General features: G+C 40.0%; 17 protein-coding genes. 10 read left to right on the top strand and 7 right to left on the bottom strand.

The annotated features are described in order from the left end of the window. The first annotated feature begins 3 nt into the window (after positions 1 to 3). The 4 genes from BVC88_RS11365 (at position 4) to BVC88_RS11350 (ending at position 2911) form a co-directional block, all read left to right on the top strand. Positions 4 to 744, top strand: coding sequence for an ABC transporter ATP-binding protein (locus tag BVC88_RS11365; protein WP_075350803.1), 741 nt, complete (start codon positions 4 to 6; stop codon positions 742 to 744). Position 745: 1 nt separating this feature from the next. Then, positions 746 to 1732: an MlaD family protein gene (locus BVC88_RS11360; RefSeq protein WP_075350802.1), complete on the top strand. Its 987-nt coding sequence runs from the start codon at positions 746 to 748 to the stop codon at positions 1730 to 1732. A gap of 233 nt (positions 1733 to 1965) precedes the next feature. Continuing rightward, on the top strand, positions 1966 to 2187 hold the full coding sequence (locus tag BVC88_RS11355; RefSeq protein ID WP_139316560.1) for a hypothetical protein: 222 nt from the start codon (positions 1966 to 1968) through the stop codon (positions 2185 to 2187). Next, positions 2165 to 2911: a DUF4097 family beta strand repeat-containing protein gene (locus BVC88_RS11350; RefSeq protein WP_075350800.1), complete on the top strand. Its 747-nt coding sequence runs from the start codon at positions 2165 to 2167 to the stop codon at positions 2909 to 2911. The genes BVC88_RS11355 and BVC88_RS11350 overlap by 23 nt, the downstream gene beginning before the upstream one ends. Positions 2912 to 3323: 412 nt before the next feature. On the opposite strand, the gene BVC88_RS11345 is transcribed toward BVC88_RS11350, so the two are convergent. The 7 genes from BVC88_RS11345 to BVC88_RS21025 all read right to left on the bottom strand — a co-directional run bounded on the left by BVC88_RS11345 (position 3324) and on the right by BVC88_RS21025 (position 6906). Next, positions 3324 to 3959: an SCO family protein gene (locus tag BVC88_RS11345; RefSeq protein WP_075350950.1), complete on the bottom strand. Its 636-nt coding sequence runs from the start codon at positions 3957 to 3959 to the stop codon at positions 3324 to 3326. Between the two features lie 118 nt (positions 3960 to 4077). Beyond that, the gene (locus BVC88_RS21475; RefSeq protein ID WP_217694755.1) at positions 4078 to 4497 is read right to left on the bottom strand and encodes a toxin-antitoxin system YwqK family antitoxin; all 420 of its coding nucleotides are present in this window, start codon (positions 4495 to 4497) and stop codon (positions 4078 to 4080) included. Positions 4498 to 4612: 115 nt separating this feature from the next. After that, the gene (locus tag BVC88_RS11335) at positions 4613 to 5395 is read right to left on the bottom strand and encodes a YHYH protein (protein ID WP_075350799.1); all 783 of its coding nucleotides are present in this window, start codon (positions 5393 to 5395) and stop codon (positions 4613 to 4615) included. A gap of 189 nt (positions 5396 to 5584) precedes the next feature. Beyond that, positions 5585 to 6070, bottom strand: coding sequence for a hypothetical protein (locus BVC88_RS11330; protein WP_075350798.1), 486 nt, complete (start codon positions 6068 to 6070; stop codon positions 5585 to 5587). Continuing rightward, the gene (locus BVC88_RS11325) at positions 6063 to 6254 is read right to left on the bottom strand and encodes a hypothetical protein (protein WP_139316559.1); all 192 of its coding nucleotides are present in this window, start codon (positions 6252 to 6254) and stop codon (positions 6063 to 6065) included. Before BVC88_RS11325 ends, BVC88_RS11330 begins: the two co-directional genes overlap by 8 nt. A gap of 111 nt (positions 6255 to 6365) precedes the next feature. After that, complete coding sequence (locus tag BVC88_RS11320; RefSeq protein WP_245803639.1) at positions 6366 to 6689, bottom strand: RNA polymerase sigma factor; 324 nt, start codon at positions 6687 to 6689, stop codon at positions 6366 to 6368. Positions 6690 to 6693: 4 nt separating this feature from the next. Beyond that, complete coding sequence (locus tag BVC88_RS21025) at positions 6694 to 6906, bottom strand: RNA polymerase sigma factor (protein WP_083639076.1); 213 nt, start codon at positions 6904 to 6906, stop codon at positions 6694 to 6696. 912 nt (positions 6907 to 7818) lie between these two features. On the opposite strand from BVC88_RS21025, the gene BVC88_RS11315 reads away from it, so the two are divergent. The 6 genes from BVC88_RS11315 to BVC88_RS11290 all read left to right on the top strand — a co-directional run bounded on the left by BVC88_RS11315 (position 7819) and on the right by BVC88_RS11290 (position 21806). After that, complete coding sequence (locus BVC88_RS11315; protein WP_075350796.1) at positions 7819 to 10233, top strand: ABC transporter permease; 2415 nt, start codon at positions 7819 to 7821, stop codon at positions 10231 to 10233. A gap of 316 nt (positions 10234 to 10549) precedes the next feature. After that, a complete protein-coding gene (locus BVC88_RS11310; RefSeq protein ID WP_075350795.1) occupies positions 10550 to 11125 on the top strand; it encodes a hypothetical protein in 576 nt (191 codons plus the stop codon). Between the two features lie 335 nt (positions 11126 to 11460). Then, the gene (locus BVC88_RS11305) at positions 11461 to 13872 is read left to right on the top strand and encodes an ABC transporter permease (protein WP_075350794.1); all 2412 of its coding nucleotides are present in this window, start codon (positions 11461 to 11463) and stop codon (positions 13870 to 13872) included. Positions 13873 to 14285: 413 nt separating this feature from the next. Next, a complete protein-coding gene (locus BVC88_RS11300) occupies positions 14286 to 16757 on the top strand; it encodes an ABC transporter permease (RefSeq protein WP_075350793.1) in 2472 nt (823 codons plus the stop codon). Between the two features lie 151 nt (positions 16758 to 16908). Next, on the top strand, positions 16909 to 19269 hold the full coding sequence (locus BVC88_RS11295; RefSeq protein ID WP_075350792.1) for an ABC transporter permease: 2361 nt from the start codon (positions 16909 to 16911) through the stop codon (positions 19267 to 19269). A 92-nt stretch (positions 19270 to 19361) separates the two neighbouring features. Beyond that, positions 19362 to 21806, top strand: coding sequence for an FtsX-like permease family protein (locus BVC88_RS11290; RefSeq protein WP_075350791.1), 2445 nt, complete (start codon positions 19362 to 19364; stop codon positions 21804 to 21806). Positions 21807 to 22020: the final 214 nt, after the last annotated feature.

The raw sequence follows: 22020 nt of genomic DNA, 5'->3' as shown, positions 1-22020 counted from the left end.
TATATGGAGCCTTCTAAAAGCATTATAGCGATATCTAAACTGAACAAGTCTTTTGGTGAAAACCATGTGTTGAGGGACTTTGATATGAGTTTGGCTCCAGGTGAAAACCTTGTAATTCTGGGTAAGTCTGGTTCAGGAAAATCTGTTTTGATCAAATGCATCATTAAATTGATAGATGCAGACTCAGGTGATATTATGGTGTTGGACCATGATATCAGCATGATGGATCAGGACGAAATGGATTTGCTGAGAAAAGATATTGGTTTCCTTTTTCAAAGTAATGCGCTTTATGATTCGATGACTGTCAGAGAGAATCTCGAGTTTCCTTTGAGAAGACATTGGACAAAAGAACAACGGGAAAGTCAGGCGGAAGAGGCGGTCATGGAAGCGCTGGAAGATGTTGGCCTTTCGCATACGGTCAATATGATGCCAGCAGAATTGTCAGGAGGAATGCGAAAGCGTATCGCGTTGGCTAGGACCTTGATTTTGAAACCAAAGGTGATTTTGTATGATGAGCCGACCACAGGTCTTGATCCGATCACAGCGCGGGAAATCAGTGAGTTGATGATTTCTATCCAAAAAAAATATAAGGCCTCCTCTGTGATCATTTCTCATGATATGAATTGCATTCGGATGACATCCAACCGGGTAATTACACTGATTGAAGGACGGAATTATGTCGCTGATACGTATGAAAACTTAATGAAAAACACTGATCCAAAAGTCAGTGAATTCTTTCGATAAAATGAAAAAAGAACGAAAAATAGCGAATGCCAAACTTGGAGCTTTAGTACTAGCCAGTATGATTTTTCTGGTTTTTTCGCTCTATCTCATTGGCAAAAATCAGAATATTTTCGGGTCCTCTATCAAGGTAACTGCCGAAATGCAGAATGTGAACGGTCTTTTGCCAGGCAATAATATCCGCTTCAAAGGAATGGATATCGGGACAGTAAGTGCCATCCAAATGCTGAATGACTCGACCATCCAAGTTGAGCTTTTGATCCATAAATCCATGCAGCCCTTTATCAAAAACAACTCAAAGACTACGATCAATACAGATGGATTAATGGGGAATAAAATTCTTCACATCAATCCAATGGAAGGAGATGCACCTACGCTGTCCGCTGGAGATATCTTGTATGCTTTGCCCCAGATCGATACCGACGAAATGCTGGAAACGCTTAATTCAACTGGAAATTATTTGGAAAAAACCCTGATCAATCTTACTCAGATTACCGAAAAATTGAATGAAAGTGAAGCGCTTTGGACCTTATTGTCTGAGCCGGAATTAATCAATGACATTAATGTCGCAATCCGTGAATTTAAGATAGCAGGAGCAAATGCTGCGGAAATCACAAAGTCGGGCAAAAACATCATTTCTTCATTTGAAAAAGGAGATGGAATAGTGAACAGCTTATTCACGGATAGTGTGATGAATTCAAATTTTGAAGAAACCTTGATCGAATTGCAAAAGACCAGTGCTGAGGCCGCAGAGATGATGGGGAGTATGAATCAGTTACTCAACAATATTCAAAATGGAGAAGGGACAGCAGGTTTGATCCTACAAGATTCCGTTTTTCGTGAACAAGTAGATCAAACACTTCAGAACCTCGAATCCAGTACCTACAAGTTAAATGAGAATATGGAGGCGATGAAGTCGAATTTCTTGTTTAGAGGGTACTTTAGGAAGCAGGAAAAAGCCAGAAAGAAAGCAGAGCAGAACAATAATTAGAATTCGGAATAGGTAGTCTTTTTTTCTTAAGGTTTCAACTGCCATTCCTTTCTACTTTATGAAATAAAATTTTTGACTTTAAAAGGTGGGTGATTTTTTGCCCGTCAGCGAACAAAAGTGTCCGTCTAAGAAATGCCTTGATTTCTAAAATGATGGAATAGAAAGCTCTGGTAGTCTTTTAGGATGGCATAAATGTGGGATTAAAGAAATCGAAATACTATAAAAAACCACCTATGAAAAATCTTCAATCGCTATTTGTTTTAATTTTCTTTCTAGTCACTGCTAGTTGTACTAATGCTACTTCTTTTCAATTTGAGGGGGAGCCTTATTTAAGCCAAAGTTTCTCTATCAATGGTCCGGGTGATCTCAAAGTAGAAACATCAGGCTCCTCAGTCCGTCTCCGGGACATCGGGAAATACAGTTACTATCGATATGTATGTCAAATTCAGGGGTAAAGAAATAGATCGAGAAAATGCCGAAGTAGAAGAACTCTTGGAAGAGTATGACCTGGATTTTTCTCAAGACGGAAATACCATTTCGCTCAAAGCCAAGAAAAGTGGAAGCTGGGGATGGAATTCGGATAACCGATTAAATCTCGCTTTTAAAATCTCAGTTCCTCACAATATGTCCACAAACATTAATTCAAGTGGCGGCTCTATTTCTTTGGCTGAACTTACCGGAGAGCATGAAATTAACACAAGTGGAGGTAGTATTAAAGTGTCTAAAAGTGAGGGAGAGCTAGTTACAAGAAGCTCTGGTGGCTCTTTACGCTTAGAAGAATTTAGAGGAAATGTTTCTGTGCAGACTAGTGGAGGTTCGGTCAAAATCAGTCAAGTCGCAGGGGATATTTCGATTGGCTCTTCTGGAGGCTCTGTTTCATTAGAGGAAATTGATGGAAGTATTAATGCAAGCACAAGTGGTGGTTCGATTAAAGCTCAGCTATCCAATCTGGAAAAAGGGCTCACAATGAAAAGTAGTGGTGGAAGTATTACAGCGGTTGTTCCAACGGGTTTGGGATTAGACTTAGACCTTAGAGGCGGTCGAGTGAATACTTCGCTTAGTAATTTCAGTGGAGAGCAAAAGAAGGATAAAGTGATTGGTAAAATCAACGGAGGTGGAATCCCCGTGACTTTGCAAAGCTCCGGTGGAAGTATTAATCTGGAGTTTGAAGGGAAGTAGGAAGTCAGGAGGTAGGAGGTTGGAAGTAAGGAAGTTGGAGGAAGGAGTAGGAGTCGACCGATAACCGACAACCAACACTGGACATCGGACACCGACCTGCATCAAATGAACAACATCGAAATCCAGATTGGACGTGGTGACTTCAGACAGCAACTCATCGACGATGTTCCTATGGAAACCATCCGAGTAGGCTGGGAGCCAGAGCTTTCGGTTTATTAGGAAATGAGGAGGAAGTATTTGATTTATCGTTGAGGGCTTGATTAACCTTCGAGGTTTTTTCCACCTCGAAGGCTTTTTGCCCATTACAAATGGTAACGATATTAGGGTGGAATTACAAATCCCACCCAGTCTACAGTAAGGATTTGACTACATAGAGAGGGGAAGATGAATAAAATCCAATAATCACTTCTTCTTACTCCGCTTCCAATACTTTTATATCAGCTATAAGCGATTGGATACTGTTAGGGTCAAGGCCATTATAAATGCCACGGATGTGGCGCTGCTTGTCTATCAATATAAAATTCTCAGTGTGTAGAAAATAGTCTTCTGTCCGAAGAATTCCTTCATCCTCTTCGACAAAGTAATACTTCCTGCCAAGGTCATAAATTTCACTACGTTCCCCAGTCAGCAATTTCCATCGGGAAAAGTCAACGCCCTTTTCGGCTGCGTATTGTTTGAGCACAAAAACGCTGTCAAAGTCTGGCGTAACGCTGTGTGAAAGCAATAAGATCTCGTCATCATCCAAAAATACCTTTTGCAAGTCAACCATGTTGGCGGCCATTTTGGGACAAATACCAGGGCAAGAGGTAAAGAAAAAATCCACAACGCATATTTTTCCTTCGATGTCTGCCTCTGTAAATGTCTGGTTCTCTTGGTTGACTAAACTAAATGACCTGATCTGATGAAAGTTTTCATTTATCTCCCATTTGGGTGTGAAGTCTGGCGTATCGTAATATGGAAGTGTTCTTTGTGGTTTTGATTGACAAGCAAATAAAGCCAAGGTTATGGTAATAAATGAGCTACATTTTAAGATGGTGCGTTGAGACATGGGCATTGGTGATTTTATTTCTTTAGAGCGACTTCTTTGAGTGCCCTGGATTTTACTTTCTCATCTTCAAGTGTGTAACACAAAGATGATTTTTGTAGCCCGTAGCGAAACCCATCTCTCACTTCGTAGTTGATGTAGGCTTTCCGTTTTCGCGCCAAGCTTGCTGTAGCCCATACTCCTTGTCATCTTTAAAATTCAAAAATGCATAGGCACTACCGCTTTCATACCATTGCTTTTGTATTCCCTCGCGTTTGTCGTAGTAATAGGTATAGTCAAATTTCATATTTCCATTTGCCCAGTAGCCATAGTGTCTACCATAGCCAATGTTTTCTTTGTAACTCCTACTATCCCGCAAGCTTCCGTCTGGATAATACGTTTTGGTAATTCCATGTTGCATTCCTAGGTAATTAGAACCTATGTTTTTCAATGAGCCATTTTCATAAACTTCCCTTATAAAGCCTGAGAAGGGCCTGTCTTTAAAATAGTAAATCCCATTGTCCAATCGCAGATCTGAATCAAAAGAAGAAATCGTGTCCATGGGAATTTGCGAAATATCAACAGCTGGAAAGAGGAATGGCTGGTCAACCTGTTCTTTTTTTTCGGCGCATCCCAGGCTAACAAATAAGACTAGGATGCTACCGAAAAAACTAACCTTAATTAGTAAAGGTGCCTTTAGTACCATGATAGCTTCCGGCTTTTAAAATGTAGAACCTTGAATTTAAGTAGGCGACGTTGGAGGCATGATAGTGGTATATTGCAGTACTAAATTCTCCTGTAGTACCCGCATGCCCGCCATGTGAATCCAAATTCGAAGGATAACTTCCATCTACATCTTTTCTTCCATAGATGGGGAAACCATCCCTTAAAAACCCGATAAGATTAGCGTTGTCGTTTCCTGTAAAATCGCCTGTGGTATGGTAATGGTAGGTATTTCCCGGCCCTGGATGTGCACCTGCCCTGTCAAATGAGCCAAGAACTCCTTCATCTACTGGTACATTTCCACCCTCCCTGTCATTGTAAATGGGAACACCGTTCAAGGCCATACCTATAGGTCCTAATGAAGTAGCTTCTTTGGAGCTAGCTTCTGTAGGAAATATTTCAATAGTCATGGAATAGTTTTGTGTTGCTATGCGACCGGGATTAAGGGTTCCTCCAGCTCTTTGTTCTTCGAAAAGTGAATTTCCTTCTCCCCAATAAGGGGATGGATGGTCAGGTACTCCTTCAGATCTAAGTGTAATACTGCTAGTTCCTACTGTTAGGGTTACAGCGCTTTTGTAATTAGCACTTACTACATCTTTGATAGAAACTGTGCCTCCCTCTGGGGTAGGGTCTGGAGTGGAGGGGACTGGATCTTCATTGCCGCAAGAGACAATCACTATGAGCATCAAGCCTAGGGCAAATGAAGAAAGTTTTGAAATCGAATTAGGTTTAGTCATAAGAGTGTTGTTTATATACACTGATACGAGCTTACTCGGCTAATCCTTCGGGGTGGGTCGTTTTTTAGTAAAATTTTTATTTCATCGGGTTTGAAAAATCGGCTAGCTCGAGGTAAAAAAGTTGATATGCTAAAGGATATAGGGAATTAGAAGGTAAACTACCACACAAAAAACCCGCTTCTAAATCAATTACTTTCTGGGTCTATTTTGATCTGTGCTGCCAAAGAAACCCGCCAGTCGGGTGGTCAACTCTTCGAAATTTCTAAGCTGGTCAGTATTACAAAGTTTTTTTATTTCGACGAAATGCTCGTAATGCGTTCGCTCAATATTCTTTTGTAGTGAGCCGATTTTTGTAATTAGGGAATCTTTTGCAGCATCATTTTCTGAGTTCAGCATTTGATAAAGCAGGCTTTTTACATTCCGAATACTATCGTTAAGTGCTTTTACCGATTCTTGGTGCTCATCAATCAGAACTTCGTATTTTTTCACCTGAATGTCATCAAACCGCAGACTTGCAATGATTTCATTTTGTGGTCGAAAACGTTCCGGAGGAGCTTGTCCAATAGGTCTATCTTGTGGTCTTATCGGTTTTCTAAGGAAATGAAAACCAATAAGGGAAAGGTTGAGGATCAATAAGCCTATCACCGCTATGCTAAGCAATTTTGTTTTACTCATGATAGAGGTCGTTTAAGGTTGATAATTCCATAGTATTTACAATTACTTCCACGCTTATGTTGTCTTTGGAATCAGAAGAATTAAATAGAATGAATGCATTGATGCAGAAAATGGCGATAGATACGCCTGCAAATGCTAAACGCCAAGTCAAAGGTGCCTGTGGTTTTGGTTTCACCTGCTCCATAATGCGTGTAAATAAAAAAGCTGGTGGTTCCACCCTTTTTATTCGCTTAAGTGATTCCAATTTTTGGTCGATGTTCATAACCTCTTGTTGTAATGTAATACGATAGATTTTTTAAAATCCTTCGCTCCTTTTCAATTGTTTTTCGATTTGTGCTTTTGCTCGCTGAATGAGAGACTCCACGGCTTTGACACTTGTGCCCATGATTTCTGCTACTTCTTGCTGAGGGCGGTCCTCAATTTTAGTTAAGATAATTGCAGTTTTTTGTTTTTCGGGCAAGTTTTGGATAATAAGCATCAGCTTTTCCAAGCTTTCTCGATCCTCCAATTCGATCCCGGGATGGTTTGCTAGCCCAACATCATGGATTGGTTCGTTCGAATCAGAACCAAATAGAGAAGTTAAAAATCCAAACCGTTTCTTTGATTTTTTAGCTTTCAGAAAATCAAGTGACTGGTTGATGGCTATACGGTAAATCCAGGTTTTTTAAGGATGCTGCGTCTGGATTATACTTATGAAGATTGTGATAGATTTTAACAAACACTTCCTGCGCCACATCCTGTGCATCTTCTCTGTTCAATACATAGTGCAGGCAAACATTGAAGACAAGGCTCTTGAACTCGTGGTAAATTGATTCGAAATGAGCGTTGTCCGTCACTGAGACTCTTTTTTATTATTTGTATTTCTGTTATAAAGTTAACTGCCTGAGTGGTAATATTCAAAAGATTGATTTGCTATGGGGTTGGTCTGGCTCTTGGCATTGCTCTGGTGTCGCGGTAGCATAAGCGGCAATGGCAAGTTCCAATGGCATTGGCGAGAATTATTTTAGGTTGCCGTGCGGTGGGGATTTTTTAGACGAGTCTTTGCTCGTCAGCCGAGTCCAGTCCCAATTCTATCTTTCATTTTTCAAGTCCATGTTGTATAAAGAAATGATTAGTTGTCCTCGGGGTGAAACTTAATTAGTGAGATTTTTCGAACACTATTTTGTTGTCTTGGAGTATTTGTCGGGTTAAGAAAGGGCATTGTTGCTAACTTGTTTATTGCTATACCTTTTGTGCTTCTATATGCCCAAATCGGACAAGTAGATGTACCTTTCATTCTTTTTGTCCCACAAAAAAAATACCTTCGATCTCCTCCAAAAAGCTTCTCAAAATACTTAGTTAGATTTAGTTACACAGGTGAATTATGGCGAGCGGGGAAAATTAGTTTGAAGTCAGAAAGCTAAAATCAGAAATCTTAAAGGCAGAACAAAAAAAAACTAACTGCCAAATCCTAAAAAACAACCTTCGAAGTTCTGGGATCCTCAGTCCTTATTGCCCACTGGCGAACAAAATTGTCCGATTGATTTTATTACTTTTCGCTTTTCTTGCCCGAGGATGCTGCTTTGAGGGTTTTGGGATGGCATAAATATGGGATTGAAGTTGGAGGTTGGAAGTGGGAAGTAGGAGGTGTGGAAGTAGGGGCGTGTAAAGATTGCTTCAGGGCAAGATGACTCTTGTGGCATATCCAATCCTGATGCCCTTCGCTAGGACGAGTATATTCAATCTTTCAATTTTCAAATTCTATTAAAATGTTGAAAAATAACATTAAAATTTCCCTAAGAAACCTCAAAAAGCATAAGTCGCTTACAGTGATCAATGTGTTGGGGATGGCTGTAGGCTTGGCGGCTTGTTTGCTGATCGGACTATTTATTTTTGATGAATTGTCGTTCGATCAAAGCATTAAAGATGGAGATCGAATTTATCGTGTAGCCTTGGAAACTCCTGATACTAAATGGGCAGGAAGTCCTGGCCCACTGGCAGAAGGATTGAAAAATGATTTTGAGGAAGTCGAGAATTCTACAAGAATCATGAAGTTCCCGGAACTAGACCAAATGCTTCTGAAAAGTGAAAGCAATGGGGAAGTCAAGCAATTTTATGAGACCAAAGGGTACTATGTGGATTCTACCTTTTTTGATGTTATAGAATATGAATTTGTAAGAGGAATTCTCTCCAATGCTTTGCAAGCTCCTAATTCAGTTATTCTATCTGCTTCGCTTGCCGAAAAGTTTTTTGGAGAAACCGATCCTTTGAATCAGTCAATAACTATCGGTCTGCCTTTTGGAGACTTCGATTATACCATTACGGGAGTATTCGAAGATCGCAACCGGCAATCCCATATCGATGCGAATTATTTCCTGTCGATGGAAAATAACGACATTGGAAATGGTGTCAAGCGCATGACGAGTTGGGCTGCCAACAATATCTTCTACACCTATGTGAAGCTAAAGCCAAATACAGAACCCAACGTTTTTGAAGCCAAACTTCCTGCTTTTTTTGACAAGCATGGAGCAGCTGATTTGAAGGCTATGGGAGTCGAGAAAAGTCTGTTCTTGCAACCTTTGCAAGATATTTATTTACACTCCAATATAGAATATGAACTAGGGGTTACTGGTAATATGACGACTCTGTATGTGTTTGGGTTGGTGGCAGGATTTATCCTTTTGATCGCTTGTATCAACTTTATGAATTTGGCCACGGCCCGATCCGAAAAACGATCAAAAGAAGTGGGGATTCGGAAACTTTTAGGCGCGAAAAAAGGGGGATTGGTTGGACAGTTTTTGGGAGAATCTATAATCATTTCCCTGATTGGATTGATTATAGCTTTTCTTCTCGCTTCGTTTTTGATGCCTTATTTCAATGACTTGACAGGCAAAGAGCTCGATTTATACCAACGATCATTCCCTTTAATTGCGATCTTCTTGCTGGCTATTGTAGCTGGTTTGCTCGCCGGAACCTATCCTGCTTTTTTCCTCTCGGCTTTCACACCAAGTTCTGTTTTGAAAGGAAAATTCAAAGGGAAATTGTCGGGTTTTTCACTTCGTCAGGTGCTCGTTGTTTTCCAGTTTGCTATTTCAGCTTGTCTGATCTTAATGGTTTTTGTGATCAAGAATCAGTTGGACTTTGTCCAAAGTCAAGACCTAGGCTTCAATAAAGAACAGCAATTGATCTTACCGCTCAAGAGCGAGGATGCTGTTTCAAAGTATGATGTGCTCAAAGCGGGTTTAATGCAAAATTCAAGTGTAAAATCGGTAACCTTGGCAACGACTTATCCCGGTATTGAGAGCATTGAGAGCATGATGTATTATGCAGATGGTAAAACAGTTGACGATGTAGTCAATATCACCAATGCTTTTGTTGGCGATGATTTTATAGAGACGCTTGGATTTCAAATACTGGAAGGAAGATCTTTTACCAAAGAGTATACCTTTGAATATCCAATGATAATTTTGAATGAGTCAGCTTTAAAATCCTTGGGATATGAACTGGATGATGCCGTAGGAAGAAAGGTTCACTTCGATTGGAGAGGAGAGTTAAACACTCTTGAAATCGTAGGAGTGGTAAAGGATTTTAACTACCAAAGTCTTCATACCAAGATTAATCCCTATGCATTTATCAAGGAAAATAGAGGCGGTTACCTGATCGCTAATTTTGCAGGAGCTAATACAAACGAAGTGCTAGCCAGTGCAGAGTCAATCTGGGATAAAACCAATATAGCTGATCCATTTATCTATTCATTTTTGGATCAGGATTTTCAGCGGAATTATGAGAAGGAAGAGCGTGTGGCAAACATCATCATAGGTTTTGCCTTGTTGGCAATATTTATAGCTTGTCTTGGTTTGTATGGTCTTACTGCTTTTATGACAGAACAGCGAACAAAGGAAATTGGTATTCGCAAGACAATGGGGGCAACTGATTGGAGTATAGTTACTTTGCTTTCGAAGGATTTTGGCAAGACAGTTTTGCTTGCGATTCTAATTTCTATTCCTCTTAGTCTATACTTATCCAATGCCTGGCTGGAGAATTTCGCCTTCAAAATCGAACTGAAATGGTGGTACTTTGCAGTGACTGGCCTTGTGGCTTTGATGATTGCGATGATTACTGTGAGTTTTCAATCGATTCGATCTGCAATGATGAATCCAGTGGAAAGCTTGAAGAGCGAGTGAGAGGATATAAGATATAAGATTTCAGATTTAATTCAGAAAATTGAAGTGAGAAAGCTGAAAATCGGCAAAGCCAAGATCCGAGAACCAAGAATCAAGAGTCAGGTAATGAGTACTAAGTATCAAGTGACTAGTATCAAGTAGTAAGAATCAAGAATCAAAAACCAGGAACCAACTCCGGATAGCTATCGGGACGATAATTGACAACCAAAATCAGGCAAGGTCAAACTGACAACCGACAACTGATAACCGACCATCCCACAATCGAAACCCTAATTGCTGAGTGCAACCAAACCCATGGAAATATGGTTAACCTTGCATGCATACTATCGAACCATACTATAACTGGCGGAACCTATATATAGCTTCAGAAGACCCTCAGTCCCCATTTTTTGGTTACGAGAATAGTGAGGTTCACTTCACAGATCAGATTTATAATTTTTTGATACATCCTCAATGGGATAATTTCGGAAGTGAAACACTTTTTCTAAAAGTTGTTTTTGCAGATTACGATGATGGTTTTGCCATAATCGAACTTTTTGGAGAATGGAATGACCTTTTGAACAATGACATCATGACCCTGAAGCGTGGGGTGATTGAATTGATGATCGCAGAAGGGATCAATAAGTACATCTTGATCTGTGAAAATTTGCTCAACTTTCACGCTGATTTGGATTCTGATGATTATTACGATGAATGGCAAGATGAATTGGAGGAGGGATGGATTGCAGTCTTAAACTTGCGTGATCATGTGTTGTCAGAAATGTGTAAATATGGCATTGATCAATACCTTGTCATGGGAGGGAAGTTGAATGATATTGCCTGGAGAACCAGACACCCAAAACAGCTTTTTGAAAAAATTGACGAATTGGTGATGAGGAGGTTAAGTCTTTAATTTCAACTTTTGAAGTGGACGAGATCTATTTAAGAATAAGATCTTTTTTTTTATTTTTCGCCCGTTGACGGACGATTTTGTTCGAGGGCAAAAAGATTAATTTTTTCGAATGCCATTTTTAGTGGATTCAGACCATTTTTTGATGGCATAGAAGTGGAATCTTAATAGATATCATTTCAAATAAGATGACGTCATTCCGAGTTTTTGTTTCAGGAATGTGCAGCTACCAGATAAAACTATTTATTATATTATCTAATACTCTCAATGGCGTTAAATCTTTTCTTGATAAAAGGACCGGAAAAATTCTGGTATTTTAAATTTTCAACTTGCTCGACATGTTAAAAAACTACTTAAAAATAGCTTTTCGGGGATACCTAAGAAATCGAAGATTTACTTTCCTAAACTTGTTGAGTTTGGTTGCTGGTTTATTTGTGGCCTATGTAGGAATATCTTACATCAACTTCGAAAACAGCTATGATGGTTTTCATGAAAACTCGGATCGGATTTATCGATTGGCAAGAACATATAGAACCCAGGATTACAGCGTCATTGGATTTCCAAATTGGTCTGATGGAACTGCAGAAGAGCAAGAACGGCAAGCTCAAACATTTAAATCCTCACCGGGAATAGAAGAAGTTACCCAGTTTATCACATCCCCCTATACTGAGTTTATCCGATCCGGCGAGAGCCAGATTCAGAATGATGGGATTCTAAGCACCAATACACCGGAAGGCTTTGTGAAGATGTTTTCCTGGAAACCTGTCTTGGGTTCTTTGAATAATTTTTCTGAAGGATCAAGAAAAGCTCTTCTAACGGCTTCAGTAGCAGAAAAACTTTTTGGCTCCGATTATTTTTCTCAAACAGGATTAATCAATAGTTCGATTCAAATAGGAGGAGAAGATTATGAATTGGCGGCGATCATAGAGGATGTTCCGGTAAATTCTCATTTTGATTTTTCTGTAGCTCTTAGTAAGGATCGAATCGATTATTGGGGAAGTAGAATTTACCTGCAAACCAATCCGAATAGTAGTATCGAAGAAGTTCAGAATCAATTAAATGCGACTATTGCGACTTTCAATCCTCGTTTGGCCGCCGATGAATTGTATTCCCAACACTTTCTTCAGCCGATTGAAAGTATTCACTTGAATTCCAATATTTTATACGAAACCAAAACCCCCGGAAACAAGAATTACATTACAATGATTTCCTTCTTTGCTGGATTCATTTTAATCATCACACTATTTAATTACGCCAACCTGACTTTGGCGATCAAATCAAAAGAGAGTAAAACCATCGGTGTCCGCAAGGCCATGGGAGCCCAAAATTCCATGATTACCACGCAGTTTTTAATAGAAGGTGTTTTACTGTCTTTAATTGCGATTCCTTTTGTAGGGCTTTTGATTTCTTTAGTGATTCCTCAGTTCAATAGCCTAATGGGCACTGACATTTCCAATAACCTGATTGCTGAACCGATGACTTTGGTCACTTTATTGATTCTGGCTGTCATGATTGGAATTTTGGCGAGTCTGTCTCCTGCGATCTATCTGGGTATGAGAGGGGCAGTAAGTTTATTCAAAGAAGATCTCAAGCAGTCCAATTTTCAACAGTTTCCAATTCGAAAATATCTGGTGATTAGTCAGTTCGTGATTCTGATTGCGATTAGTTCAGTTTCGCTTTTGATTTCTCAGCAACTGGAGTTTGTAGAAGGGAAAGACATTGGGTACAAAAAGGAGGGTATTTTATATGCCTATACCTCACCCGAAAATCAAGGCGTTTTCCGACAAAAACTTCGTCAAATCCCCGGAGTAATAGCTGTAGGCACTGGTAGTTCTTTTGGTCTCCAAACCTTTAATCAAGGCACCTATAAATTAGAAGGATTGGAAACTGTTTTTGATGATTCCAATCAATTGTATTTGGATTTTGAAGGCTTAAAAGCATATGAGCTAAAAACAACATTGACAGGAACGCCAAGTGCTCGGACGACTTTGATCAACCGAACTGCAGCAGAAAAATTTGCCAATGCAAAAGGTGTGCGTGCAGAAGATTTGATCGGCACGCAGGTCATCACCGAACCGGAGTATACCAATGAAGAAACCGGGCAGGTAGGATTTCCATTTACCATTGGGGGTATTTTCGAAGACATCAATCTTTTTTCATTGCATGAAAAAGTAACCCCTTATTTTTTGACCCTTTCAGAAAATCTGGAAATGGATGGAAGAAGTATCGTTTCCTATTATCCTGAAAATGCTGCTGAAGTATTAGCCGCAGTGAATTCGATTTACAATGAATTAAATGAGCCTTTTCCATTGGATCTGGAATATTTAAGCGAAAATGTAGCTCAACTCTATGCTCAGGATCGGCAAACCGCAGATTTATTGCTTTATTTCAATATCATCGCGGTGATTTTGGCGGCCTTGGGAATTATCGGGATCACAATTTTCTTAACAATGGCCCGGAAAAAGGAAATAGGAATCCGAAAAGTACTTGGTGCATCCGTGTTTTCGATTATTCAATCTTCTACCAAAGAATATCTGGTTTTAGTTGGGATTGCTTTGCTAATTGCTTGGCCAATTGCATTCTATGCTGCAAACTCCTGGCTTTCAAATTTTGCCTACCGGATTGATATCAACCAATTCGTCTTTGCATCCATTGGCCTGACTACATTCATTTTCACCGCCTTTATTGTTGGAATCATTGCTTATCAGGCTGCGCAGGCCAACCCGGTGAATAGTTTGAAAAGTGAGTAACCGGAGCAATTTCCAATAAATTAAGAATCATCGATTCGTTAATTTTAATGAAAGAGTCTAAATCAAAAAAAAGATCTTTAAGCCGGGAGTGACAGTCTTGTTCCTCTCGGCTTTTTCAATGAAAAGTAAAGAGGGAATAACACTTTTTACTTTTGCCCGTGAGCGGACGATTTTGTTCGAGAGGGGTATTCTTTATTTTTGAAAAAGCCATTTTTAGCGTGTTTAGGCTATTTTTTGATGGCACAGAAGTGGAAATGTAAATGTCTCCTGTACAGCTGTCGGGAGCGAGACCTTTTCTTAAATCATAATTCAATGGGGTCGAAGCAATCTTTCAGCAGAAAGAAATTGCTTCGGATTCAAAGGAAGGGAACATAAAAAATAAAGGGAAATTAAACTTCGCAAAGGCGATCCATATGCTCAAAAACTACTTTAAAATCGCTTGGAGAAATTTACTTCGTCAGAAGTCGTTTTCTGTGATCAATATTTTAGGCCTATCCATTGGCCTGGCTTCTTGCCTTATTTTGCTTGCTTTTGTAAAGCAAGAGCAATCTTATGATCAGTTTCATCAGGAAAGTGGACAAATCTATCGCGTAGTTCAAGATGTAAATAACTCTGGCCAATGGGCATGGACAGGTGGAGCCATCTCGCCCATGCTTCGCAAGGAATTTCAGGATGAAATGACTGAGGTGGTCATGATGGTGCCAAGTAATGTCTACTTCACTTCCCCGGATGGGATAGCACCGGATGAGAGTTTTAAAGAGGACTATTTTTATTTTGCAGATGCAGGATTTGAAAAAGTATTTGGATTTAAACTTATCGAGGGATCATGGGATGGAGTTTTCGAAAACCCAAACCAGCTCGTTATTACTGAAGAAAAGGCAAAAAAGTATTTTGGGAATGAACCAGCCGTAGGGAAGTCACTCCTGACATCAGATGGAAGGGGCTATGAGATTAAGGCAGTTTTGGAAAATCTGCCTTCTAATACGCACATGAAATTTGATTTCATTACCGGGATGTCTTCTTTCAAATCTCAAAATTATTTCCCTCTGGATGCGGATTTTGGTAGTTTTTGGTGGCCTCAAGGCTATACCTATGTCAAAACCACCCCTTTGGCAGATGCTGGACAGCTCAGTAAGCGAATTCAAGAAGTCAATGGAAACTATCGAAATCCAGAGGAAGCCAAAAGCTATCAACATTACCTCCAACCGGTAACTGATATCCATCTCACTGCTGGATATGATCGGGAATGGACTCCTGTCATGTCGAGACAGACACTTTATATTTTTGGGTCCATTGGCTTATTTGTTTTGCTTTTAGCCTGTATCAATTTTATCAATTTGGCTACAGCACGAGCGATCAAGCGAATGAAGGAAATCGGGATTCGAAAAGTCAATGGCGCCCAGCGTGGACAGCTGATCAGACAGTTTCTCACGGAATCATTCTTGATTAATGCGATTGCAATGCTGGTAGGTTTGGGCTTAGTGTATTTGATTTTACCCTTGACAAGTACTTTGATTGGGGTGCAAATTCCTTTTGAGATCAGTTCTGATCCTGCAATTGCTTCATTTATCCTGGCTATTTGGGTGAGTTCTTCCCTGTTGGCGGGGATTTTTCCGGCATTTTACCTTTCAGGTCTGAAGCCAGAGATGATTCTAAAACAATCAGGTGGGGCAAAAGGGAAATCGACCTTGAGAAAGTCTTTGGTAGTATTTCAGTTTGTACTTTCCGCTTTACTCGTTTTCTGTGGTGGAGTAGCTTATTTCCAACATAGTTTTTTGAAAAATGAAGATATGGGCTTTGATTACAAAGGGTTGATGACTGTTTCATTAAATAATCAAGCCAAAGGAAATATACAGGTTTTGAAAAATGAACTTCAAAATCTTCCAGGAGTCCTATCCATCAATGCTGTTGGCAGTATTCCCGGTGTTGAAGTAGGGTGGGCACCTTCATTTTCCTATACGGATATGAAAGAGGGTGAAGAGGCTGATGTTCACCTTCAATACGTGGATGCAGGTTTTTTTGAAAATCTAGGCATTCAGCAGATTTCTGGAAGAGCCTTCAGTGAGGAATTTTCAGATCAAGGCGCCAAGCGAATGATGCGGGAGCAGTTTGCTGCGATGGATGACTTAGGAATAGTGATCAACGAATCAGCTGCGAAGTGGATGAAAAAAAATCCTAAGCAAGCGCTTGGAATGGGTGTTAGAGTCTATACTGAAGAGAATGGCCAGCTTTTCTCAGATTACCGGGGAAATGTCGTGGGAGTGGTAGCCGATTACCATACACAGAATCTCAAAGACGAAATTGTCCCCACAGTCTTTTTTCCTTCTCAAAATTCGGCATTCGATGCAAGTGCTTATTTACTTTTAAGAGTAGAAGAGGGTTTTGGATCGGCAGAACTTGAAGTTCTCAAGTCTAAATGGAAGGAATTAATACCAGGAGTTCCTTTTGATTTTAGTTTTGTAGACACCACCATTGCGCTGCAATATGAGCAAGAAGCTCGGATTGGAAATATCTTGGGTTCATTTGCATTCCTGACGCTATTTATTTCCTGTTTAGGCTTGTTGGGACTTTCCATTTTCACAGCGGAGAGTAAGCGGAAAGAAATCGGTATCCGAAAAGTTTTGGGAGCTTCTGTTTTCGGGATTATTCAAAAGCTATCGTTGGAATTCTTGATTCCTGTCGGAGTGGCCATGCTCATTTCTCTTCCATTGGGATATTATTTGATGGAAGAGTGGTTGAGTCAATTTGCCAATAAAGTCAGTATTTCTCCTTGGTTTTTCTTGGGAACAGCCGCTTTCTCCATGCTGATCGCCTGGCTGACGGTGTCGATTCAGTCTTGGAAATCTGCCAATGCAAATCCGGTGGAGTCGATTAAGAGCGAATAGGATTTAAAATTAGAGAAGTGCGATTTACGAAGGAAGAGATTTTTGATAGCATCAAACTGGGTTTAAAAGCCAAGCTAAAATTGAGAAATATCGAATTATGAATGTCGAATGATGAATTATGAAGTAACGAACCAAGACAACCCTTTAACCAATGCTAAAAAACTACTTTAAAATCGCCTGGAGAAATATTCAACGAAGTAAGGGCTACGCTTTTATCAATATCGTTGGTTTAGGAATCGGTATTGCTGCCTCAATTCTGATTTTGATTTGGGTGCAGTTTGAGCTTTCAGTCGATCGATTTCATGAAAATTCGGACCGGGTGTTTGCAGTTTGGAGAAATGCTGAAATGCAGGGAGAAACCTTTACCTGGGATTATACTCCGGCACCTTATGCGCCAGCATTAAAAAATCAGTTTCCTGAAGTCGAAGAAGTGGCTCGAATAACAGAATGGGATCCACAATTATTGACAGTTGGAGAGAATAGTTTCTATGAAGAATCTACATTTACTGAGCCAGGATTTTTTAAAATGTTCAGTTTTGAAGCCTTAGAAGGCGATCCTGTCCAGGCAATGGAAGAGCCAGATGCACTAGTGCTTACAGAATCTGTCGCGAAAAAACTTTTTGGAGATGAATCCCCTATTGGAAAATCTGTTACCGTGGAGAAGCAAATGGATTTGGAAGTGAAGGCGATAATCAAAGATTTGCCTGAGAATACCAACTTCCCTTTTACCGCTTTTTTCTCGTTCAAAAAACTTGATCAAATGGGTTGGTCAGATGATTTCTGGGGAAATAACGCCTACAGAACATTTGTAATGCTTACAAAAGACGCTTCGCTGGTTGACTTCAATGAAAAGTTTAATGGTTTCACTGCAAAAAACTCTGACTTTGATGATATTTCAGATTTTCTTTTTCCTTTTGAAGACTTGCACCTCTATTCCAAATTTGAAAATGGTCAATCTGTCGGTGGCAAAATTGAATTGATCCGGATGTTTGGGATCGTGTCGGCTTTGGTATTATTCATTGCCGGAATCAATTTTGTAAATCTTAGCACCGCCCAAAGTGATCGACGCTCTAAGGAAGTGGGGATCCGTAAAATCTCAGGAGCGGGCAAAGGAATGCTGATTGGGCAGTTTCTAGCAGAATCTACCCTGATCGCAATTTCCGCTTATCTCTTTGCCATATTGCTCGTTTCATTGGTATTTCCGTGGTTCAGAGACCTTATCGGGCAAGATCTCGCCAATCCATTTACTCAGCCCTTCTTTTGGGGAGCCTCGATTGTTTATGTACTAGTAATTGGAGTTTTGGCTGGAAGCTATCCAGCATTTTTGATGAGTGCTTATCGACCAGCCATTGCTTTGAAAACCAAAATGGATAGTAGACGTGGTTTTGGTGTAAGACCAAGAGAAGTTTTGGTAGTATTTCAGTTTGCAGTAGTAGTTATTTTGATTTCTAGCGTATGGATCGTGCGTGATCAGATGAATTTCGTTCAAGATCGCGATCTGGGACTGAACAAGGATAACCTGATTTTTCACCCTGTGACCCAAAACATAAGAAATAACAAAGCAGCATTAAGAAATGAATTACTTGCTTTACCTGCAATTAGCTCAGTGAGCTATACTTTTTCTCCTTTGACAGAAGTATACAGTGATACTAATGAAATGAAGTGGCAGGGTAAGGATCCTGACTTCAAGCCGAGCATTAATCGGATGGGGACGGATGCGGGTCTAGTAGAGACTGCTGGGCTAGAATTGATTGCTGGAAGAGATATTGATATTTATTCCTATACAAGCGACAGTCTTTCGGTCATTATAAATGAGACAACTGCCAAAATAATGGGCTTTGAAGATCCCATTGGTCAAATTATCCAAGATGATGATTATGAATTTACGGTAGTCGGAGTGGTAAAGGATTTTATAATGGCTTCTCCTTTTGATGAGGTAAAACCTATTGTGGTAATCGGACCGGAACGAGATTTAAATTTCATTCATATCCGAGTTGCTGATGGTGAAAATCTGCAAGATGCCTTGGCTTCAATGGAGTCTATCTTTAATAAGTTTAATCCAGATGCCCCATTTGAGTACAGATTTGTGGATGAGCAGCATTCCAAAAAATTTCAGGCACAACAGAGAACTGCGCTTTTAACCTCGATTTTCACGGGGATTGCGGTGATCATTTCCTGTATGGGATTATTTGGCTTAGCAACTTTCATCGCAGAGCGGCGAAAAAAGGAAATCTCGGTTCGCAAAGTCATGGGAGCTACCGTGGCAAGTTTGGTAGGATTGATTTCTACAGAATTTACCCGATTGGTGCTCATATCAGTGGTGATAGGCATTCCCGTGACTTGGTATTTCATGAGTGATTGGCTCAATACTTTTGCTTATAGAACAGATTTGAAATGGACTGTTTTTATTTGGACAGGTGGCTTGACTTTAATCATTGCCTTATTGACTGTGAGTTCGCAAGCGATCAAGGCAGCATTGGTGAATCCTGCAAAGACGCTTAAAAGTGAATAGTGACGAAGGTCTGAAGGCTGAAGGGAGAAAGATGAAAATACCGAAAAGATAATTTACTAGAGGAATAATTAGTAAGAATAACTACACTAGATATGCTTAAAAACTATTTCAAAATCGCTGTTAGAAACCTCTTGAAGAACAAACTTCATACAGCTATCAATTTGATTGGACTTTCACTGGGTTTGGGAGTCAGTATTTTGATTTTCTTTTTTGTACAGTTTGAAATGAGTTTTGACAATTTTCACCAGGAAAGTGATCGGATATTTAGGATCAAAAGTCATGAACTAGTAGAAGGTGAAATACAGGAGAGTTTTAGTTCTCCCATGATTGTGGAATCCACATTTCGTCAAGAATTCCCTCAAATTGAGGCAATTACACAATATATCAGTGGGGGAGTTCAAGCCATGCTTCCAGATGAAAGTACCCAGAGCCAGTCCTTTCGGATGGTTAACCCTGATTTTTTAGAAATTTTTGATTTTGAGCTCTTGCAAGGCGATCGAACTACTCAGCTTCGAGATAAGTATCAGGTTGTAATTACAGAAGAGACTTCTGAAAAATATTTTGGCGATGCCAATCCAATTGGGAAATCCATCCGAATGAAAATGGCGGATGAATTTATTGATTATCAGGTCACCGGGCTATTTAAGAATATACCTGCAAATTCAACACTTCAATTTGAAATGCTGATGCCGGTAGAAAACATGGATTTTTTCTCCGACGATGAAGGTAGGACTTCATGGTTTAGTGTTTGGGGATCAAACATTGCCAAATTAGGAAGTCCTGATCAAGTAACTTCTATTCATGAATCCATGAATTCGGTAATGAAAAAGGCCCTAGGCGATGATTTTGTAGAAGGAGAATTTTATTTCACGCTTCACCCTATTTCTGAAATGCATTTTTCACAAGGTGCGGGTAATGGAGGCTTAGAGACCACTAATGAATCTTTGCTCTGGATTTTGGCAGGAATTGCCTCACTTGTTTTGCTTATTGCATGCATCAATTTCACCACAATGGCAATCGGCAGGGCTACGAGTAGAGCCAAAGAAGTGGGAGTAAGAAAAACAATGGGTGCCAACTTTGGTCAACTAACTTTACAATTCTTGATGGAAGCTATGCTCATTACCCTGATTTCGACCGTTATCGGTGTATTGCTTGCCGAGCTTTTGCTGCCCACATTCAATGATCTTTTCCAAAAAGAACTCGATTTGGTTTATGGTCCTCTCCAATTACTGATTCTTTTTGCTTTGGTAGTAGTCATTACGGGGATTGCCGGGGCTTATCCTGCATTTTTCCTTTCCGGATTGCGACCGATAAAGGTTTTGAAGGGGAATTTATCTATTCATTTTGGTAAGCAGGGGCTTCGCAAAGGTCTGGTAGCTTTCCAGTTTTTTATCTCCTTTGTACTGGTTGCGAGCACCTTGATTATGGTCAATCAGATGAATGCCATCACTTCTTATGACTTGGGCTTTATCAAAGATGAAGTCATTATTGTAGAGGTTCCAGATGTTCCTTCTACCAGTTTTGTCACCTCGCTTCATGAAAGCTTTAAAAAAGCAGATATGTATAGGCAGGCTTTGGTTAGAAGATCTGAGGTGGCCTCAGCAGCGATCACTGTGGCTACTTATGGTGATGATGCCTATTGGGAGGTTGCATTTCCGAAGGAGGATGGCAGTCAATTTAATTTCCGGGTCAATTTTGTGGCAGGAGACTATTTTGAAACCATGGGTCTTGAGCTTCTTGAAGGTAGGAAATTGAGTATAGATGCGGGTTCGGATAGCAGTGCTTTTATCGTAAATGAGACTTTTGCTAATGCATTCGAATGGGAGGATCCTACTGCTGAGATGATTCCAGGAACTCGTTTTGCACCACATGAAATCGTGGGTGTGGTGAAAGATTTTCACCACGCTTCCTTGTATCAACCGATTGAGTCAGTTTTGATAGCCAAAGCCCCAATGCCAGTATTTAGTGGAATTAGCAATTTGAATATTCGTTCCAGCACCAATCCAAAAGTCTTGGTAAGATCAAACGGAGCAGATCTTGAATCCTTCAAGGTTCTTTTAGAAGAGGAGTGGAGTAAAATTTTCCCAGGGGAGGCCTTCAATTTTGAGTTTATGGATGAGACGATTCAGGCTCAATATCAGGCTGACGAGAGATTAGGGAAAATGGTATTTATCGCTGCATCGATCGCTATCCTAATTGCATCAATGGGTTTGTTTGCCATGGTGGCCTTGTCAATTGCTGGTCGCACCAAAGAGATTGGAATTCGGAAGGTGCTTGGGGCGTCGAGTTGGAGTATCAGCTGGATGTTTAATAAGGAGTTCCTGATAATTACATTCATAGGAGTTTTGATTGCTTTGCCATTGAGCCTGTATGTAATGCAAAGTTGGATTCAGCAGTTTGCTGTTCGGGTATGGCCATCTTGGCTTAGCTTCTTACTTCTTGTTTTTGGAGGAATCCTATTTACGGCATTGATTGTCTCTGGTCAGGCTTTTCGAGTGACAAATACGAATCCAGTAAAGACGTTGAAGGATGAATAATGCTTGATGTCAGATAACGGTTGTTGGATGACCGATATCGGACTTCCGTTATTCGTCATTGCGAGAGTTTTGAACTTTGGTTTCTTTCAGATAAATCAAACTAACTCGAAGCAATCTGTCTGCGGGAATAGATTGCTTCGGAAATGGAAAGGTTAGTATAAAAAGATAAACTCGTTGATTTCCTCGCAATGACGAGAACCAAGAACCAAAAATC

Origin of the sequence: Algoriphagus marinus (assembly GCF_001936475.1) — a bacterium.
Classification (GTDB): Bacteria; Bacteroidota; Bacteroidia; order Cytophagales; family Cyclobacteriaceae; genus Algoriphagus; species Algoriphagus marinus.
The sequence above is the reverse complement of the archived record's forward strand: the minus strand, read 5'-3'. Positions and strand labels throughout refer to the sequence as shown.